Here is a 15,710-nt window from a genome sequence, read left to right on the forward strand (position 1 = left end):
CCGGCGGAGGCAGCTTGAGCAGCCGCGCGCCCGCCGCCGCCAGCATGCCCGCCAGCACGTAGCGGATGCACCCCCGGCCCGCCGCCAGCAGCTCGTCATCCCAGCCGGACTTCGTCAGCCCCGCGGCCCGGGCGCCCACGCGCAGCGTCACCGCCTCCACCAGCCGGCCCAACGCCCACGCCAACACCAGCACGAGCCCCAGCCCCAGCCACTGCCACGCCTCCAGCACCCACAGCGGGCGCGTGAAGAACACCGGCGGCAGCATCTCCAGCAGGGGCGACCCGTGCTCCTGGAACAGCGTGTCGATGGCGCCCACCGTGTCCGCGCTGAAGACCCACACGGGCCCCCCTTCCGCGTCCACCCGCTCCAGCACGATGTCCTGGGGGCCTCGCGCCGTGGCCACCTGGCCCAGCACCTCGCGGCGCGCGCGCTCCCCCGGGCCCACCGGCTCCTTGCCGATGCGCGCGAAGTCCAGCCACAGCGTCCGGTCCATCACCACCACCAGCCGCCGCGCCAGCCTCAAGCCCTCCTCCGCCTGCTGCTCCGGAGGCATCCGCGACAGGTCCAGGTAGTGCGGCGCCCGCGCCGCGTCCCGCGCATGCGCCGCGTCCAGGAACCCCGCCGCCGTCGCCGTCGGCGTGCTCCGGTCCACGTCCGCGGGCGGCGGCGGCAGCCCCCCGTTCAGCGCGAAGGCCCCCACCGGCCCCAACAGCAGCAACGCCCACAGCCACGGCGGCACGAAACGACGCACGGCACTCTCCCGGTTCCTGCAATTATTTGAGAACAAACAATCACCCTGGGCGAGGGCTGTCCAGCGGGGGTGACGCGGAAGGCCAAGGGCCGGACGCGGTGCGGACGGGCGGGGAGGCGCCTCGACTGGCGCCCCGGAGCCGCCAGGCCTCGCGCTCCATGAACGGGCTTGATGCGCTTTACATTGAAGTCGTGTTTTGAAGGTTTGGCTGTGCTATGGGTCCTGTCGGTTCCCCTCACGGGAGCGGCGAGACGGGATGCGCGGACGGAATGCATGGACGGTGGGCGTGGCGTTGCTGCTGGGCTGCGCCGGCACGTCCTACTTCCAGAGCGGCAGGGAGACCCTCTTCGGCCAGCGGGGCGCCCGGGTCTGGGTGAAGGGCCCGTGGCCGGCGGTGCACCCGTCGGCGGACGTGGATGAGGTCATCGACCAGCTCTGTCCGGCGGTGATGGCGCTGGACCGGGCCAGGGAGCGGGACTACGGCCAGGAGTACTGCGGGCTCATCTACTCGCTGGGCTCCGGGGAGTACTACGCGAGCTGGCCGTCGCCCCTGGGGCGCACGACGCTGGTGGGCGCGGACCTGCGCCGCAAGAGCTGCAGCGTGCCCAGCGTCGTGAAGGACGACCGGGGGCTCGCGTCCACGCTGGCGGACTTCCACAGCCACCCCTGGTTCCCGTCGGGAATGTCACAGGAGGACCGCTGGAGTCAGTCACAACGTTGGACCCTGCGGGTCCAATTTGATTCAGGATGCACCATCACGAAGCTCGTCCCCCACCAGGGCGAGCGCCGTCCGGGCGAGGTCTATCTGCGGCAGGGCAAGGCGTGGAAGCTCATCGGGTACATCCATGAAGCGGACAAGGACACGGGCTTCATCACGCCCGTGGAGGACTAGATGGGGCGCCAGGGTTGGTCAGTGCTGTTCGTGAAGCGCGGGCTCGCGGCGCTGATTGCGTTGCCCCTGTGCGGCTGCGCGCTCTTCACGCGGCCGGTGCGGCCTCCCCACGCTCCGCCCGAGGAGGCGGCCCGCTTCCAGTTCCCGCTGGACCTGCCCGCGGAGGGGCGCATGCGGACGCCCGCCACCGTCGCGGTCGCGACCCAGCTGGCGATGGACGACTTCCGGCCGCTGGACCTGAAGCCGCACAAGGGCGCGACGCCGGACGAGCTGTGTCTCTACCGGCGGGACTCCTTCGACGTGTGGACGGCGCCCGGCCCGGAGGGCGTGATGTTCGTGCGCTTCGTGCCCCGGCAGGACGCCTGCAACTCCGAAGGGCCCGTGACGGACGCGAGCGCCACGTACGCCATCGACACGCGCCAGTGGCGCATCCTGTCCATCCAGCGCTAGGCCGCCGTCGCGCCGGTGGGCGGGGCCTCTTCCGGCGCCGCGCGCGTCAGGCCCAGCACCTTCTCCCGCTGCGGCCAGGGCCACGCCCCGGTGACCATGGACAGCTTGCCCGCGAGCACCGACGCCACGGCCACCTGGAACGTGCAGATGTACGAGATGATGCCCATGTCTCCGAACACCTGGTTCAGGTACGACGCGATGACGCCCACGATGACCAGGCACGCTGTCCGGTGCTCCGCCGCGTACGCGCGGTGGTACGAGCGCGCCGCCAGGTACACCGTCACCACCAGGTACATCCACACCATCGTGTAGCCGAACCACCCTCCGAAGGCCAACAGGCCCAAGAGCGAGTCGTGCGGGTGGAACCGGTACGTGGGGAACACGAACGCGATGTTGGGCAGCGGGTAGGGCTCCAGGAACTCGTGCCCGTAGCCCGTGCCGAACACGGGGTTGGTGGCCCACGTCGCGATGAGGTTGAGGTTCTCGATGTCGCGGTAGTCCAGCTCCCCTTCCGCGTGCTGGCCCTCGATGATGGAGCGGAAGGTCTGCACCGGCTTGAAGATGCCGCTGCTGGAGCCCCACCCCACCAGCATGTACACGACCAGCAGCGGTGAGCACGCGATGAGGGCGCGCGTGAGGGCCTTCTTCAGCGGCGTCCACGGGTTGAAGAGGTACGCCGCCGCCAGCCCGCCCACGAGGCTCACGTACGCGAGCCGGCGGTCGTTGAAGAACATCCCGATGAACACCAGGATGATGATGATGAGGCCTCGGATGGCGTGGCCGGACTTGGGCCGCTCCAGCCAGCGCGCGATGCACACCGTGATGGCGAAGATGAACGTCATCGAGTCCGAGTGGCAGGTGGTGTACTCCACCTCCAGCCCCTGCGCCGGGATGATGACGAGCGCGAAGTAGGTGCTCACCGCGGACTTGGTGAGCGCCGCCGCGATGATGGTCTTCGCCACCGCGGGCCAGTCCTCCGGCCCGCGCAGGCTGTAGTGGTACATCATGGCCACCAGCGGCAGCACCGCGGCCTGGTGCCACTGCCACAGCGAGTTCTTCAGGTCCCCGCCCCGCGCGATGCCCCACACCTCCATCCACATGATGGCCATGAAGGACATCGTCAGCGTCACCACCAGCGGCCGGGGGATGGGCACCACGGGCGGATCAATCTTCGACTTCGTGGCCCGCCGGTAGATGCCCAGGCCAATGGCGAAGACGATGAGCCCGTCCACCAGCGGGAACCGCAGCGCGCCAATGCCCACCAGCTCGTGCATCTGGGTGAAGAGCAGCTTGCCGAAGGGGAACATCGGCGAGGGCCAGAACATCGACTGGGGGCGCTCGGGCGTGTAGTCCGCCGCCAGCACCAGATAGAGCACCACCAGCGCGAAGTAGCGCAGCGGCATCTTCAGGATGACCCACACCACCGTGAAGGCCAGCACGGGCGCCAGCGTGACGATGGGGTCCCCGTTACCCACGGCGGCCGCACCCAGGGTGACGGCGCCCAGGCCCACGACCATGACGATGTACTGGAGCCAGGCGGCGGGGGAGGGTTTGAAGGCCATTGGAGCGAGGGGGGAGGCTATATCCCGGGCCCGGGTTGGGATAGATGCGGAAGGCGTATGGCTGGCTCCCGACCCCGCGTCCTCCTGATTGCTGAGCTGTGCAACCCAGACTGGGTGAGCGTTCCCCTGGAAGGCTGGTCCCTGGCCCGGGCGCTCGCCGAGGTGGCGGACGTGCACCTGGTCACCCAGGTCCGCAACCGCGAGAACATCCTCAAGCAGGGGCTGGTGGAGGGGAAGGACTTCACCGCGCTGGACTCCACGCCGGTGGAGCGTCCGCTGGAGAAGGTGGGCGAGGTGCTGCGCGGCAAGGCGGGCGTGGGCTGGACGACGGCCACGGCGCTGAGCGTGCTGCCGTACTACTACTTCGAGGAGCTGCTCTGGCGGCGCTTCGGGGACCGCATCCGCGCGAAGGAATTCGACGTGGTGCACCGCTACACGCCCATCAGCCCCACGACGCCCAGCACGCTGGCGGCGCGGTGCGCGGACGCCGGGGTGCCCTTCATCATGGGGCCCATGAACGGCGGCCTGCCGTGGCCCAAGGGCTTCGGGGACGCGCGCGTGCGTGAGCGCGAGTGGCTGAGCTACATCCGGGACGTCTACAAGCTGATGCCCTTCTACAAGTCGACGCGGCAGAACGCGGCGGCGCTGATGATGGGCTCGCGGGCGACGCGCGCGCAGCTGGCGCGGGAGTACCAGGACAAGGTGGTCTACATCCCGGAGAACGCCATCGACGTGCGCCGCTTCGGCACGTCGAAGGCGGAGCCGCCGAAGCCCGGCGAGCCGCTGCGGGTGGCGTTCGTGGGGCGCTTCGTGCCGTACAAGGGCATGGCCATGCTCATCGACGCGGCGGCGCCGCTGGTGCGCGAGGGCAAGGTGCGGGTGGAGCTCATCGGCGACGGCGCGGAGATGCAGAACCTGCGCGCGCAGGTGGCGAAGGGCGGGCTGGAGCAGGGCGTGACGTTCGCCGGCTGGGTGAAGCACCAGGAGCTGCAGGGCCGCCTGTCGAAGAACCACCTCTTCGGCTTCCCGAGCGTGCGCGAGTTCGGCGGCGCGGTGGTGGCGGAGGCCATGGCGCTGGGGCTGGTGCCCATCGTGATGGACTACGGCGGTCCGGGTGAGATTGTCAGTCCGTCCACGGGCTTCGCCATCCCCATGGGCACGCCGCAGGAGATCGTCGAGCGCGTGCGCGGCGTGCTGGAGAAGCTGGTCGCGGATCCGTCCGTGATTGGCCCCATGGGCGAGCGCGCGCGGGCGCGCATCTTCAAGCACTTCACCTGGAAGGCGAAGGCGGAGCAGGTGCTGGAGGTGTACCGCTGGGTGTCCGGCGAGCGCGGCCAGCCGGACTTCGGCATGCCGCTGGCGGACTGAGGGGTCGGGGCGCCGGGATAGTGTCCAGGCATGAGCCCCTCCCCGCTCCACCGTGTCGTCCGTGGCTTCGCGGTCTACGACCTGTGCGTCACGTTGCCGTTCGCCACGCCGTGGACGGCGGGCGCGATGCTGGGCGTCATGCAGTGGGCGCACGAGGGCCTTTCACTGAGCGGTGAGGCCATGCCGGCCTTCATGCCCGTGCACCTGTTCTTCGTCGCCCTCTTCGGCGTGCTGGCCGTCAGCTGGGCGCTGGTCCGCATCCTCCAGCCCACCGCGCTTCATGGCGCCATCGACACGATGAGCCGGGGGCTCGTCGCCGCGTGGATGGTGCTGGCGCTCACGCAGGGGGCGACGCGGGTGCTGGGCGCGTTCCTCGTGATGGAGGCCGCGGGCATGTTCGTGCAGGGCGCGCTCCTGCTCGGCGCACGGCGGCGCGTGGCGGCTCCCACGACGGGGACCTGAACGGAGGCCCTTGCCTCTGCACCAAGGTGCAGGGGTTACGGTCCTTCGCATGAACCCTGAACCGTCCCTGCTTCGCCGCGTCGTCTTCGCCAGCGCGCTGTACGACCTCGTCGTCACCGTCCCCTTCGCCACGCCGTGGACCGCGGAGGCGGTGCTGTCGAACCTCCAAGCCTTGCACCACGCGCTGGGGGCAGGCGGTGAGCCGCTCCCCGCGTTCACGTCCACGCACCTGTTCTTCGTGGCCCTGTTCGGCACCATCGTGACGCTGTGGTCGGTGGTGCGGCTCGTCCAGCCCACCGCGTTCAACGGCGCCATCGACACGGCGGGCCGGGCGCTGTTCTCCACGTGGATGGCGTGGGCGCTCACGCAGGGCGCGACGCGGGTGCTCGTGGGGTTCCTCGTGCTGGAGCTGGCGTGGATGTTCGCGCAGGGCGGTGCCATCCTGGGTGCCAGGAGGTGGCGTGGTGGCATCCCCGCGACGGCCCGTTGAAGTGAGTCCCCTGCGCATCGGCGAGCTCGCGCGTGAATCCGGCGTGAAGCTGTCCACGCTGCGCTTCTACGAGCGCCGCAAGCTGCTCTTGCCCATGGACCGCAGCGAGAGCGGCCAGCGCCTCTACGGCCCCGAGGCCGCCATCCGCGTGCGCTTCATCCGCCGCTCGCAGGAGCTGGGCTTCACGCTGAAGGAGGTCTCCGCCGTCCTCGCCCTCACGGACCGGCGCGGCACCCCCACCCGCGACGTGGCCCGCTTCGCCGAAGCGAAGGTCCAGGCCATCGACGCGCGCATCGACGACCTGCGCCGCATGCGCCGCGCCATCACCACCCTGATGTCCGAGGGCTTCTGCCCTCCGGACACCGTGTGCCCCATCCAGGCCTCGCTCGGGGCCGTGCCCAAGGCCCGGGCCGCGTCATCCACCGCCAGGGCCCGGCGGCCGGCGCCCAGGGCTCGGGACCGGCTGAGGCGCGCCCCACGGCCGGAGCCCGCGCGCTGCTGCGCGGTACGCCGGGCGAGCCGTGCGCCGCCCACCGCGCGGAGCGCCGCGCTACCGGCGCTCCGCCTCACGCGTGGTGCGCACCCACTCGCCCTTCTTCTCCGCGCCGGGGCCGCGAATCATCAGCCACACCTTCCACACCACGTAGATGGGCGCCCACGCCAGGTCCAGCAGGCCGCGCGGCCCCACGCCGGACACCCACCAGCCGCGCAGCACGTACAGCGCCAGCGACATCAGGCCGAACGACGCCAGCGCGGACGCGGCCACCGCCGTGCCGCCGGACAGCCACACCACCCCGGCCGCCAGCACCGAGCCCGCCACCGTCGCCAGCACCAGCTGGCTCAGGGGCGGCACCAGCACGTCCATGGACAGGTCCAGCAGCAGCCCGCTCTTCTGCTTCAGCGCGTCGCTGAGCAGCGGCCAGCCGTGCAGCTTGCGCATCTGCGCGCGGCCGCCCTCCCAGCGCTGGCGCTGCGAGCGGCTCTGCTTCTCCGCCGTCACCATCTCGCCCAGCACCTCCGCCTCCCAGGCGTAGTGCACGCGGTGCCCCGCGCGGGCCAGGCGGATGCCGTACTCCAGGTCCTCCACCACGCTGAACGCGTCGTGCGGCACCTGCTTGAGCACCGCGTGCGTGAAGCACATGCCGTTGCCGCGCAGGCCGCAGGACACGCCCAGCCGCTCGCGCCCCATGGAGCGCACGCGGTGGAACATGCCCAGGGCAATGGTCATCAGCCGCGTGCGCCACGACGCCGTGGGGTTCATCACGCCGTAGTGCGCCTGCACGCCGTGCGCCCCGTCCTCCAGCCGGCGGGAGAACGCGTGCAGCAGGTTCTGGGACACCACCGTGTCCGCGTCCACCACCACCACCGCGTCCGCGAAGCCGTCACGCTGGCTGTGCTCGAAGGCGTGCGCCAGCGCGTAGCCCTTGCCGCGCTTCTCCGCGTCCTGGCGCTCCAGCACCGTGGCGCCCGCCTCGCGCGCCTTCTGGGCGGTCGCGTCCGAGCAGTTGTCCGCCACGACGATGATGCGCCGCAGGTGCGCCGGGTAGTCCACCGCGGACAGGTTCGCCACCGTCCGGGCAATGCCCAGCTCCTCGTTGTGCGAGGGAATGATGACGTCGAACTTCCGCGTCGCGGGCGACGGCGGCGCCGGCGCCGCCTTGCGCCCCGACAGCAGCGTCAGGAGCAGCAGGTAGCCGCAGCCCACCGCCACCGGCAGGAGTCCCACGCACAGCGCCACGTCCACCCAGGTCCAGACCGTCACGACAGTGTCACCCCCGCGCTCGCGCCATCCTTGGAGGGACGGCCGCGCGCTCGAATCCTCAGCGCCGTTCCAGCTCCGCCAGCACCGGCAACTTGAGCAACCGCTCCACCTGCCACCGCTCCAGCACCCGGCGGCGCAGGATGTCCAGCGCCACCGCCGCGAACACCGCCAGCGCCACCCCGCCCACCACGCCCGCGATGGCGATGAGCTTCGGGTTCGGCTTGGACGGCTTCTCCGGGAAGAGGGCCGGCAGCAGCACGCTGTAGCGGTGCTTCATGGACGCCTTCGAAATCTCCAGCTCCGTCTGCGCCTGGTCCAGCCGGCGCAGCTTCTCCTGGTGCCGCATCACCACCATGCGCATCCGGTCCGTGGCCACCGCCACCTCCGGATCATCCGGCGTGCCCAGCATCGCGCCCGCCAGCGGCCCGCCCATGCCGGCCAGGCTCGTGCCCTCCGTCGCGGAGTCCACGTCGGTGCCGCCCATGCGCAGGTACTCCTGGATGAGCGACTGCTCCTCGGAGCGCAGCGAGGTGAGCTGCGGCGAGTCCGCCTGCATCGTCGCCACGCGCTGCTCCAGGTCGACAATCACCGGGTGCTGCGGGGAGAAGACGACGCGCTGCTCCGCCAGCTGCGCGCGCAGCTCCGTGAGGCGGCGGCTGCGGAACTCCTCCACGTCGCGGATGGCGCGGCGCTTGGCCTGCACCAGGAACTTCAGCTGCGCGAGCGCGTGGTCCGTCTGCAGGAGCGCCTGCCGCGCGCTGGCCTGCTTGGGGTCCGCTTCCTTCTTCTTGCGGCGCGCGTCCGCCTGCTTCACCGCGCGCTCCAGGTCGGAGATGGCCTGCTTGATGTTCGCGGCCTCGTTGGCCACCTGGCCCTGGAGGATGTTCACGGACTCGGAGATGGCGCTCATCTCCGACTCGTGGCGCATGTCGAGGAAGTTCTGCGACGCGGCCTCCACGATGTTGAAGGCCATCTGCGGGTCGCTCCAGTCCACCCCGATGGTGACCGTGCCGCTGCCGCCCTCGGCCATCACGTTGAGGCTGGTCTCCAGCATGGCGATGAGGGCCTCCTCCTTGTCCTCGTCGGACATGGGGGGCGGGGCCTTCTTCAGGTACTGCTCCTTCATGCGGCTCAGGGGCGAGCGCATGTGGTCCCAGTACTCGATGAGCTTCGCGTTCTTGATGACGGACTTGAGGTTGCCCCGGCTGAGCACCATCTCCCACGCGGCGCGCGTGGGCTGGTCCGCCTCCACCGGGATGGAGCGGCCCGGGTTCACCAGCGAGGAGATGATGAGGTTGCGGTACGTCAGCATCCGCGTCTCGACGTGGTACTTGCGCGGCATCAGCTTCGCCGCCAGCGACCCCAGCCCGCTCATCACCGCGACGATGCACAACCCCAGGAACCAGTGCCGGAAGATCGCCCGGCGCACGAAGCCCAGCCCGTCGAAGAGGAAGCCCCAGTCGATGAGGTCGGCCGGCGCGTTCGTCTCCTCGCGCTCGGGGACGTACGGCGGCGGGGGCGCGGCGGAGCGCGGCGTGCGGGGGGCGGGCGTGGTCATGCGCTGCCCCGGGAGGCCGCGGCCTTCAGCACCTGCCGCACGCGCTTCTCCAGCTCCTCGGGCGTGAAGGGCTTGCCCAGGTAGCCGTTGGCGCCCGCCTCTTCCGCGTACGCCTTGTCCTCCGGCAGGTTGCGCGCGCTCACCATCAACACCGGCACGTGCGCGATGGCGGGCGTGCGGCGGATGTGCTCGCAGACGTCGTAGCCGGACACGTCCGGCAACGTCAGGTCCAGGCACACGAGGTCCGGCTTGTGCTCGCCGCTCTGGAGGTACTCCATGGCGGCCTTGCCGTTGGGCTGCTCCACCACAGTCTTCACGCCCATCTGCTGGAGCATGTCACGCAGCATGACGCGGAACATCGGAGAGTCCTCCACCAGGAGGACGGTGAGCTGTTGGAGCTCCATCACGTCTGACGCCTTTCCTTCCCTCACCCGAACCCGTACTTGGGCACGAGGACGAGCACGCCATATGCGTACGCCACGTTGAAGAGGGCCACCCACAAGATGGCCTTCTTCATCCCCGCCAGGGGTGCGCATCGCGCGCGGCCGCTCCGGGCAGCGCGATGGTGGCAACGAGGACGGACAAGAGGATGAGCTTCGCCATGTCGGGAGCCTCAGAGGATACCCGTTTTCTGGACCGTCAGTCCCAGCGTCGCGGACCACACCATGCGGGCCGCCTCCACGTCGGGCGAGCGAGTCCACGCCGTGCGGGTATCCACCTCCAGGGCCACCCACCGGTTCAACGTCCAACCCGCGCCCACACCGCCCACCACCTGCCGGTCCCCCACCGCCCCACCCACCGCGAACGCGCTGCCCGCGGTCCCGGAAAGCCGGAAGCGCGGCCCCAGCGCCCAGGTGCCGTTCAGCGTCAGGTCGGCCCTCGGGTAGACGAGCCCCGTCAGCCGGTCCACGAAGGGCGTCACCCGCGCGGAGAGCCGGCCGTTGAAGTCCGCCACCCGCGACGGCACCCGGTGGGACACCGCCAGCGTCAGGTCCGGGAGCAGCTCCAGGCGCTGCGCCGGGTCCGCCACCGGCGTGTCCCCGACCTGGAGGGTCGTCAGCCGTCCGCTACCCGGAGAGGTGGCTGAAGGGGTGACGCCCGGCGTCTCGGGGTCGTCCGCGGCGGCGTCCTCCGTCGCGCGCACGGAGTACGCCACGCCCACGCCCACCCCGGCCTCCAGCGACGTGCGCCGGTCCAGCCGGTGCGTCCAGGCGCCGGTGAACGTCGTCACCGTGGCGCGCGCGCCGGTGGAGAAGCGGGAGTCCGTGTAGCCCACCGTGGTGGCCAGGGTGTGCCGGGGCGCGGGGGAGTGCCCCAGGGACAGCTGCGCGCGCGGGCCGTACTGGAAGGGCACCGCCTCCTTCGCCGCGTCGTCCAGGCCGCCGCTGGCGGAGAAGCCCGCGCTGCCCGACAGCCGCCAGCCCGGGCCCAGCCACACCGTCTCCGCCGCCAGCGTCGTCAGCGAGGACAGGAAGAACACCGTGTCCACGCCCTCCGGCAGCGGCTGGATGGGCAGGTCCGTGGCGGGCGTGTCCCCAGGTACGGGGCCCGCCGTCGGGTCCTCGTCCAGGCTGCCGCCCAGGGGCTGGTTGGTGAAGAGGTTCACCTGGCCCAGCACGAACTCCTGGGTGCCGTGCAGGGTGAGGCCGCGGGACGGGCGCCAGTCTCCCAGCAGGCGCCCCACGTGCTGCACCTCCGTGCGCGGGGCGGTGGTGGCCTCCCGGAAGGAGATGCGCGGCGCGTACTGCACGGACGCCACCGCGCTGCCGTCGTCGTACTTCAGGCCCAGCGTGGGGACGATGTCCATGTCCGCCGCCACGGGGGCCACCGGCTCACCCGTGGCCTGGGCGTCCATGGAGCGCGCGCGGGTGTCCACGCGGGCCGCGGTGCTGTACGTCACGGAGGCGGAGGCCACCTCCAGCCACAGGCTCGCGAGGGCCGCGTCCAGCATCCGGTTACTCCACCACCACCACGTCGCCGGGGCGCAGGCGGAAGGCCGCCGCGCGGCCCTCGCCGCGGATGATGTCCTCGTAGCGCACGCGGATGCGCGTGGGCTGCTCGGCCTGCGGGTCGTCCCGGCGCAGCACGAAGATGCGGTCGCGGTGCGCGTAGTCCGTGAAGCTGCCCGCGGCGCCCAGCGCCTGGAGCAGCGTCGCGCCCGGGTCCAGCACGTGCGCGCCCACGTTGGCCACCTCTCCCAGCATCGTCACGGACATGGGGCGCGCCTCCTCCAGCGATACCGTGACGACGGGGTGATTGATGAAGTCCTTGAGCCGCGTCTGGATCTGCTGCGCCAGCAGGGCGGGGGTGTGCCCCGCGGCCTCCACGTCGTCCAGGAAGGTGAGGCTGATGTGGCCGTCCTCGCGCACCTTGGCGCGCGTGGTGAGCGCCTCCTGGCCGAACACCTTCACGTTGAGCACGTCGCCGGGGACGATGCGGTAGGCCTCGTCCGACGCGACGGGCTTCTCCTGGTAGTCGTTCACCCAGGTGTACTTGCCCAGGCCGCTGCACGCGGGGAGGAGCAGCAGCAGCCCGGCGCACGCGAGGGCGCGGGAGACAGGACCGCGGAATCGGGACGGACGGGACGGCATGGCGCTCCTCACGCGGTGGGGGCGGCCGGCACGGCCACCTCGGCGGCAGCTCCATTACCACCGCGCTGGCGCGCCATGCGCACCACCTGCAGCAGCTCCGCGGGGCGCACGGCGCGGGTGCCCAGCACGCCCGCCACGTAGACGGCGGCCGTCAGCCCCAGCCGGGGCCACGGCATCATGCCCGCGCCGGAGAGCACCCGGTCCAGCGCCACGCACACGCCGCACACCACGGCCGTCTTCGCCACCATGGACAGCGAACGCCGGTCAAAGGAGTTCCTTCCCATGCGGCCCAGGAACAGCACCGTGACGATGACCTCCGTCAGGAACATGGACAGCGCCGTGGCGGTGGCGCCGCCGGACGGGCCAATGCGCCCGTACAGCCACGGGATGAGCGCCAGGTTGAGGAGGGGGTTCACCACCGCGCCCATGGTGGCAGCCAGCGTCACCCACCACTCCTTGTTGGACATGGTGAGCCAGATGCTGCTGACCATGGTGACGTAGGCCATCACGAAGATGGGGGACAGCACGCGCAGGGGCAGCGCCGCGGGCTCGAAGCCGGGGCCGCACATCAGGCGCACCCACAGGTCCGCGCCCAGCACCATGGCCATCATCACCGGCACGGTGAACGCGAGCACGCCCTCCAGCGAGCGGCGCGTCAGGTGCGACAGCTCCTGGGGGGAGCGGGCCGCCGCGCGCGACATCATGGGCATCAGCACCCAGCCGAAGATGGGGGAGATGAGGAAGGTCAGCCCCGCGATGCTGAACGCGCCGCCGTACCAGCCCACCTCCTCCTTCGACGCGAGCTTGCCCAGCAGCGACATGTCCGTGCGGCCGTTGCACGCCAGCGCCGCGGCGGTGAGGAAGAACGGCAGGCACGCCTTCATCACCTTCTTCGTCGCGGCGACGTCGATGCGGAACTTCAGGTCCAGGTGCTCCTTCGCCAGCTTCCAGCTGATGACGAGCTTCACCGCCTCCGACAGCACCATGGGCACGGCCAGCCACTGCAGGCTCACGCCGAACGCGGCCATCAGCGCCAGGCCGCCGCCCCAGACAATCTTGGTGATGACGTTGGACACGGACAGGCCCGCGACCTTGCCCTTGGAGTGCAGCAGCGCGGCCATGGACGCGTTGACGACGATGAGCGACTGGGCCACCGCGAACCACTGCACCAGGTGCTGCACCTCCGGGGGCTCGCCCGTGTGGTGGAGCACCAGCGCCAGCGCCACCATGAGGACGAGCGTCATCGCCAGGCGCAGCAGCATGGTGGTGCCGAAGAAGTCGCTCGCGTGATCCGGGCGGACGGGCACCTCCTTGCGGATGTACGTCTCCAGGCCCAGGTTCGTGGCCACGAAGAACGTGGCGGCGAACGCCTCCGACCAGTTGAAGTAGCCGAACGCCTCCGGGCCCAGGTAGCGCGGCATCAGCGCGCGGATGCCCAGCGCGATGGCGTACGTCACCATCAGCGAGCCCCCGAGCTGCAGGGTGCTGCGGACCGCGCCGCGCACTTCGTTCGCACGGGCGCCGTCGTCGGCTTCAGCGGAGGGGGAGATAGGACTGTTCACGGTCATGGATGATGCGGGCCTTCAGGGGGCTGCTGCGCACTCAAGGGGGGGAAGGCCCGCCCCATGGAAAGACAAACGGGCCCGGCGCGTCAACGCCGGGCCCGGGAATCACAACCCGGTCGCTAGCTTGCCCCGCGACCGGTGATGACCACGGGCACCGTCTGCAGCAGCAGCCGCAGGTCGCCGGTGAGGCTCCAGTGGTCGATGTACTGCATGTCCAGGTACATCCACTGCTCGAAGGAGATCTGGTTGCGGCCGGACACCTGCCAGATGCAGGTGAGGCCCGGACGCACGGACAGGCGGCGGCGCTGCCACGTCTCGTACTTGGCCACCTCGCTGGGCACCGGCGGGCGCGGGCCCACGATGCTCATCTCCCCGCGCAGCACGTTGAGGAACTGGGGCAGCTCGTCAATGGAGAACTTGCGGATGAACCGGCCGATGCCGGTGATGCGCGGGTCGTTCTTCATCTTGAAGACGGGGCCGGTCTGCTCGTTCTGCGCGGCCAGCCGCTCCTTGAGCTCCTCCGCGTTCACCACCATGGAGCGGAACTTCATCATGTAGAACGGCTTGCCGTGCTGCCCGGTGCGCAGCTGCTTGAAGAAGATGGGGCCGCGCGAGGTGAGCTTGATGGCCGCCGCCACCACCGCGAACAGCGGCAGCAGCGCCCACAGCGCCACCGCGGAGACGGCGATGTCGAACAGGCGCTTCATGGCCATCTGGTGCGGCTTGGGCGCCACCGCGGCGAAGTGCAGGTAGCCGTCCGCCACCGCGCGGGACTCCACCGGGCGGGCGCGGTCCAGGCGGAACGAGTGCGCCGGCAGCGCGAACGGCACGCCGAAGCGCTCCGCCAGCTTGATGGCCGCCTGCATGGACTCGCCCTGCTTGAGCGTGTTGCCCGCGATGTAGACCTCGCTGACGGGCAGCGTGCGCAAGAGGCGCTCCAGCTCGTCCGCGGGCCCCAGCACGTCCGCCGGCAGGCTGTCGCCGGAGGCGTGGTCCTCCGGGAAGCGCACGTAGCCCAGGATCTTGTGACGGCCGCGCTTGAGCAGGTCCTCGCCCGTGTAGCGGCCCATGGCGCCGGTGCCCACGATGAGCACCTCCTCCGTGGGGGCCTCCTGCGAGGCCACCTGGCGGAAGACGCCCAGGCGCAAGAGCAGCGCCACCGGCCAGAAGACGAAGAGCAGCGGCGCCAGCCCCACGTGGGCCGCCGCGGGCATCGCCAGCTCCAGCACCGCCTGCACCGTCACGACGGCCAGCGTGGTGACGGACACCAGCGCCACGTGGTCCAGCTTGCTGCGCTCGGCGAAGCGCGAATCGTAGAGGCACAGCGCCGTGCCCGTGATGAGCCACACCAGCACCGCCGTCACCACCATGCTGGGCAGCTCCCAGCTCATGGGGAACGTCAGCCCGCCGCGCATCCACGCGGACCCCAGCAGCACCCCCACCAGCAGCGCCACGTCCACGGTGAGGTTCAACTTCGCCGCGAAGCCCGGCGCCAGGCGCGGCGGATCGGTAACCTCGGTCGAGCCCCCATTCACCGCCGACGCGGGAGCCTTGACCTCGGCGCTTGCAGTCGCACTGCTCATCGTGTCCACCCCCCTCTGCTCACGTTCAGGTTTCGCAGAGGATACCGTCTAGGCTAGAAAAGTTTAACCAGGAGGAAATGCAAGACTGCCAAATTGTGCGTCGCGGCGCAACCACGGCTCAGCAAGAAAGACATGACATCAGGTGAAAGCTCGGACACCTGCGCCGGACGATTGATGCGAATTTTCTTCCGGAGACATTGAAGTCTGGCGGGGTCATTGGATCGCTCCCCCGGACTTCGCCGTGACCGGCCGGGTCGTGGACTGCATGTACGATGCCGGTCTGACACCTGGCTGCCTGCCCCTTCACCGGGGTGCGTCATGGCGGAAGTCATGAGGGATTCCCGGAGGTTGGAGGTGGGACTGCAGGCGTTCCGTCGCGGTGTAGACGTTGCAGCGGCCGTTCCTTGAGAACGCAGCGAGCGTCACGCCAGCACGCAGGGCCAGGTCGATGGCCAGGGAGCTGGCGGCGGACACGCTGACGACGACAGGGATGCGGGCGCGGGCGGCCTTCTGGACGATCTCGAAGCTGGCGCGGCCGCTGACGGCGAGGACCGTGGGGCGGCGGGGAAGGGCGGGTGGCAGGCGGCGCGGGCTGCGCACGGCGCCGGCCAGGACCAGGGCGCCCACCACCTTGTCCACGGCGTTGTGGCGGCCCACGTCCTCGTGGGCGGCGAGC

At 70.7% G+C, this 15,710-nt stretch carries 14 protein-coding genes and 2 pseudogenes; 6 read left to right on the forward strand and 10 right to left on the reverse strand.

Going from position 1 to position 15,710, the window contains the following annotated elements:
- Positions 1-751, reverse strand: a pseudogene (locus ACLEQD_RS19370) (mechanosensitive ion channel family protein); the annotation flags it as partial.
- Positions 752-1,007: 256 nt separating this feature from the next.
- On the opposite strand from ACLEQD_RS19370, the gene ACLEQD_RS19375 reads away from it, so the two are divergent.
- Both ACLEQD_RS19375 and ACLEQD_RS19380 read left to right on the forward strand, forming a co-directional pair.
- On the forward strand, positions 1,008-1,643 hold the full coding sequence (locus tag ACLEQD_RS19375) for a hypothetical protein (RefSeq protein ID WP_410385787.1): 636 nt from the start codon (positions 1,008-1,010) through the stop codon (positions 1,641-1,643).
- The gene (locus ACLEQD_RS19380) at positions 1,644-2,093 is read left to right on the forward strand and encodes a hypothetical protein (RefSeq protein ID WP_410385788.1); all 450 of its coding nucleotides are present in this window, start codon (positions 1,644-1,646) and stop codon (positions 2,091-2,093) included. It abuts the gene before it with no gap.
- Here ACLEQD_RS19380 and wzy read toward each other — a convergent pair.
- Positions 2,090-3,655, reverse strand: a complete 1,566-nt coding sequence (gene wzy, locus ACLEQD_RS19385) for an exopolysaccharide repeat unit polymerase (protein ID WP_410385789.1) — start codon at positions 3,653-3,655, stop codon at positions 2,090-2,092. The two genes, ACLEQD_RS19380 and wzy, sit on opposite strands and share 4 nt — an antisense overlap.
- A 114-nt stretch (positions 3,656-3,769) precedes the next feature.
- On the opposite strand from wzy, the gene epsH reads away from it, so the two are divergent.
- The 4 genes and pseudogenes from epsH to ACLEQD_RS19405 form a co-directional block, all read left to right on the forward strand.
- Complete coding sequence (epsH, locus tag ACLEQD_RS19390; RefSeq protein ID WP_410385790.1) at positions 3,770-5,023, forward strand: exopolysaccharide biosynthesis glycosyltransferase EpsH; 1,254 nt, start codon at positions 3,770-3,772, stop codon at positions 5,021-5,023.
- Between the two features lie 30 nt (positions 5,024-5,053).
- Positions 5,054-5,485 (forward strand): hypothetical protein, encoded by a 432-nt coding sequence (locus ACLEQD_RS19395; protein WP_410385791.1) that lies wholly within the window; start codon positions 5,054-5,056, stop codon positions 5,483-5,485.
- 49 nt (positions 5,486-5,534) lie between these two features.
- Positions 5,535-5,975, forward strand: coding sequence for a hypothetical protein (locus ACLEQD_RS19400; protein WP_410385792.1), 441 nt, complete (start codon positions 5,535-5,537; stop codon positions 5,973-5,975).
- Positions 5,976-6,018: 43 nt separating this feature from the next.
- Positions 6,019-6,246, forward strand: a pseudogene (locus ACLEQD_RS19405) (MerR family transcriptional regulator); the annotation flags it as partial.
- Between the two features lie 279 nt (positions 6,247-6,525).
- Here the strand turns inward: ACLEQD_RS19405 and epsU are convergent.
- From epsU to ACLEQD_RS19445, 8 genes are all read right to left on the reverse strand, one after another.
- Complete coding sequence (epsU, locus tag ACLEQD_RS19410; protein WP_410385793.1) at positions 6,526-7,737, reverse strand: exopolysaccharide biosynthesis GT2 family glycosyltransferase EpsU; 1,212 nt, start codon at positions 7,735-7,737, stop codon at positions 6,526-6,528.
- 58 nt (positions 7,738-7,795) lie between these two features.
- Positions 7,796-9,295: a PCP family exopolysaccharide biosynthesis protein EpsV gene (epsV, locus tag ACLEQD_RS19415; RefSeq protein ID WP_410385794.1), complete on the reverse strand. Its 1,500-nt coding sequence runs from the start codon at positions 9,293-9,295 to the stop codon at positions 7,796-7,798.
- Positions 9,292-9,699, reverse strand: a complete 408-nt coding sequence (gene epsW, locus ACLEQD_RS19420) for an exopolysaccharide biosynthesis response regulator EpsW (protein ID WP_410385800.1) — start codon at positions 9,697-9,699, stop codon at positions 9,292-9,294. The genes epsV and epsW overlap by 4 nt, the downstream gene beginning before the upstream one ends.
- Before the next feature lie 209 nt (positions 9,700-9,908).
- Positions 9,909-11,246, reverse strand: coding sequence for an exopolysaccharide export protein EpsX (gene epsX, locus ACLEQD_RS19425; RefSeq protein ID WP_410385795.1), 1,338 nt, complete (start codon positions 11,244-11,246; stop codon positions 9,909-9,911).
- A gap of 4 nt (positions 11,247-11,250) precedes the next feature.
- Positions 11,251-11,886, reverse strand: a complete 636-nt coding sequence (epsY, locus tag ACLEQD_RS19430) for an exopolysaccharide export protein EpsY (RefSeq protein WP_410385796.1) — start codon at positions 11,884-11,886, stop codon at positions 11,251-11,253.
- Between the two features lie 8 nt (positions 11,887-11,894).
- Positions 11,895-13,454 carry an exopolysaccharide biosynthesis flippase gene (wzx, locus tag ACLEQD_RS19435; protein WP_410385797.1) on the reverse strand — a complete coding sequence of 520 codons (1,560 nt, stop codon included), beginning with the start codon at positions 13,452-13,454 and terminating at the stop codon, positions 11,895-11,897.
- 116 nt (positions 13,455-13,570) lie between these two features.
- The gene (gene epsZ, locus ACLEQD_RS19440; RefSeq protein WP_410385798.1) at positions 13,571-15,043 is read right to left on the reverse strand and encodes an exopolysaccharide biosynthesis polyisoprenyl-phosphate hexose-1-phosphate transferase EpsZ; all 1,473 of its coding nucleotides are present in this window, start codon (positions 15,041-15,043) and stop codon (positions 13,571-13,573) included.
- A 294-nt stretch (positions 15,044-15,337) separates the two neighbouring features.
- On the reverse strand, positions 15,338-15,710 hold a 373-nt coding region (locus tag ACLEQD_RS19445; protein ID WP_410385799.1), incomplete at its 5' end, for a formate dehydrogenase accessory sulfurtransferase FdhD.

Source organism: Corallococcus sp. 4LFB, from assembly GCF_046520365.1.
In the GTDB taxonomy this organism is placed as follows: Bacteria; Myxococcota; Myxococcia; order Myxococcales; family Myxococcaceae; genus Corallococcus; species Corallococcus caeni.

Coding starts and splice junctions, on each gene's coding strand:
- ACLEQD_RS19375 (WP_410385787.1), top strand. CDS start 1,008: ATGCGCGGACGGAATGCATGGACGGTGGGCGTGGCGTTGCTGCTGGGC.
- ACLEQD_RS19380 (WP_410385788.1), top strand. CDS start 1,644: ATGGGGCGCCAGGGTTGGTCAGTGCTGTTCGTGAAGCGCGGGCTCGCG.
- wzy (WP_410385789.1), bottom strand. CDS start 3,655: ATGGCCTTCAAACCCTCCCCCGCCGCCTGGCTCCAGTACATCGTCATG.
- ACLEQD_RS19395 (WP_410385791.1), top strand. CDS start 5,054: ATGAGCCCCTCCCCGCTCCACCGTGTCGTCCGTGGCTTCGCGGTCTAC.
- ACLEQD_RS19400 (WP_410385792.1), top strand. CDS start 5,535: ATGAACCCTGAACCGTCCCTGCTTCGCCGCGTCGTCTTCGCCAGCGCG.
- epsV (WP_410385794.1), bottom strand. CDS start 9,295: ATGACCACGCCCGCCCCCCGCACGCCGCGCTCCGCCGCGCCCCCGCCG.
- epsW (WP_410385800.1), bottom strand. CDS start 9,699: ATGGAGCTCCAACAGCTCACCGTCCTCCTGGTGGAGGACTCTCCGATG.
- epsX (WP_410385795.1), bottom strand. CDS start 11,246: ATGCTGGACGCGGCCCTCGCGAGCCTGTGGCTGGAGGTGGCCTCCGCC.
- epsY (WP_410385796.1), bottom strand. CDS start 11,886: ATGCCGTCCCGTCCGTCCCGATTCCGCGGTCCTGTCTCCCGCGCCCTC.
- wzx (WP_410385797.1), bottom strand. CDS start 13,454: ATGACCGTGAACAGTCCTATCTCCCCCTCCGCTGAAGCCGACGACGGC.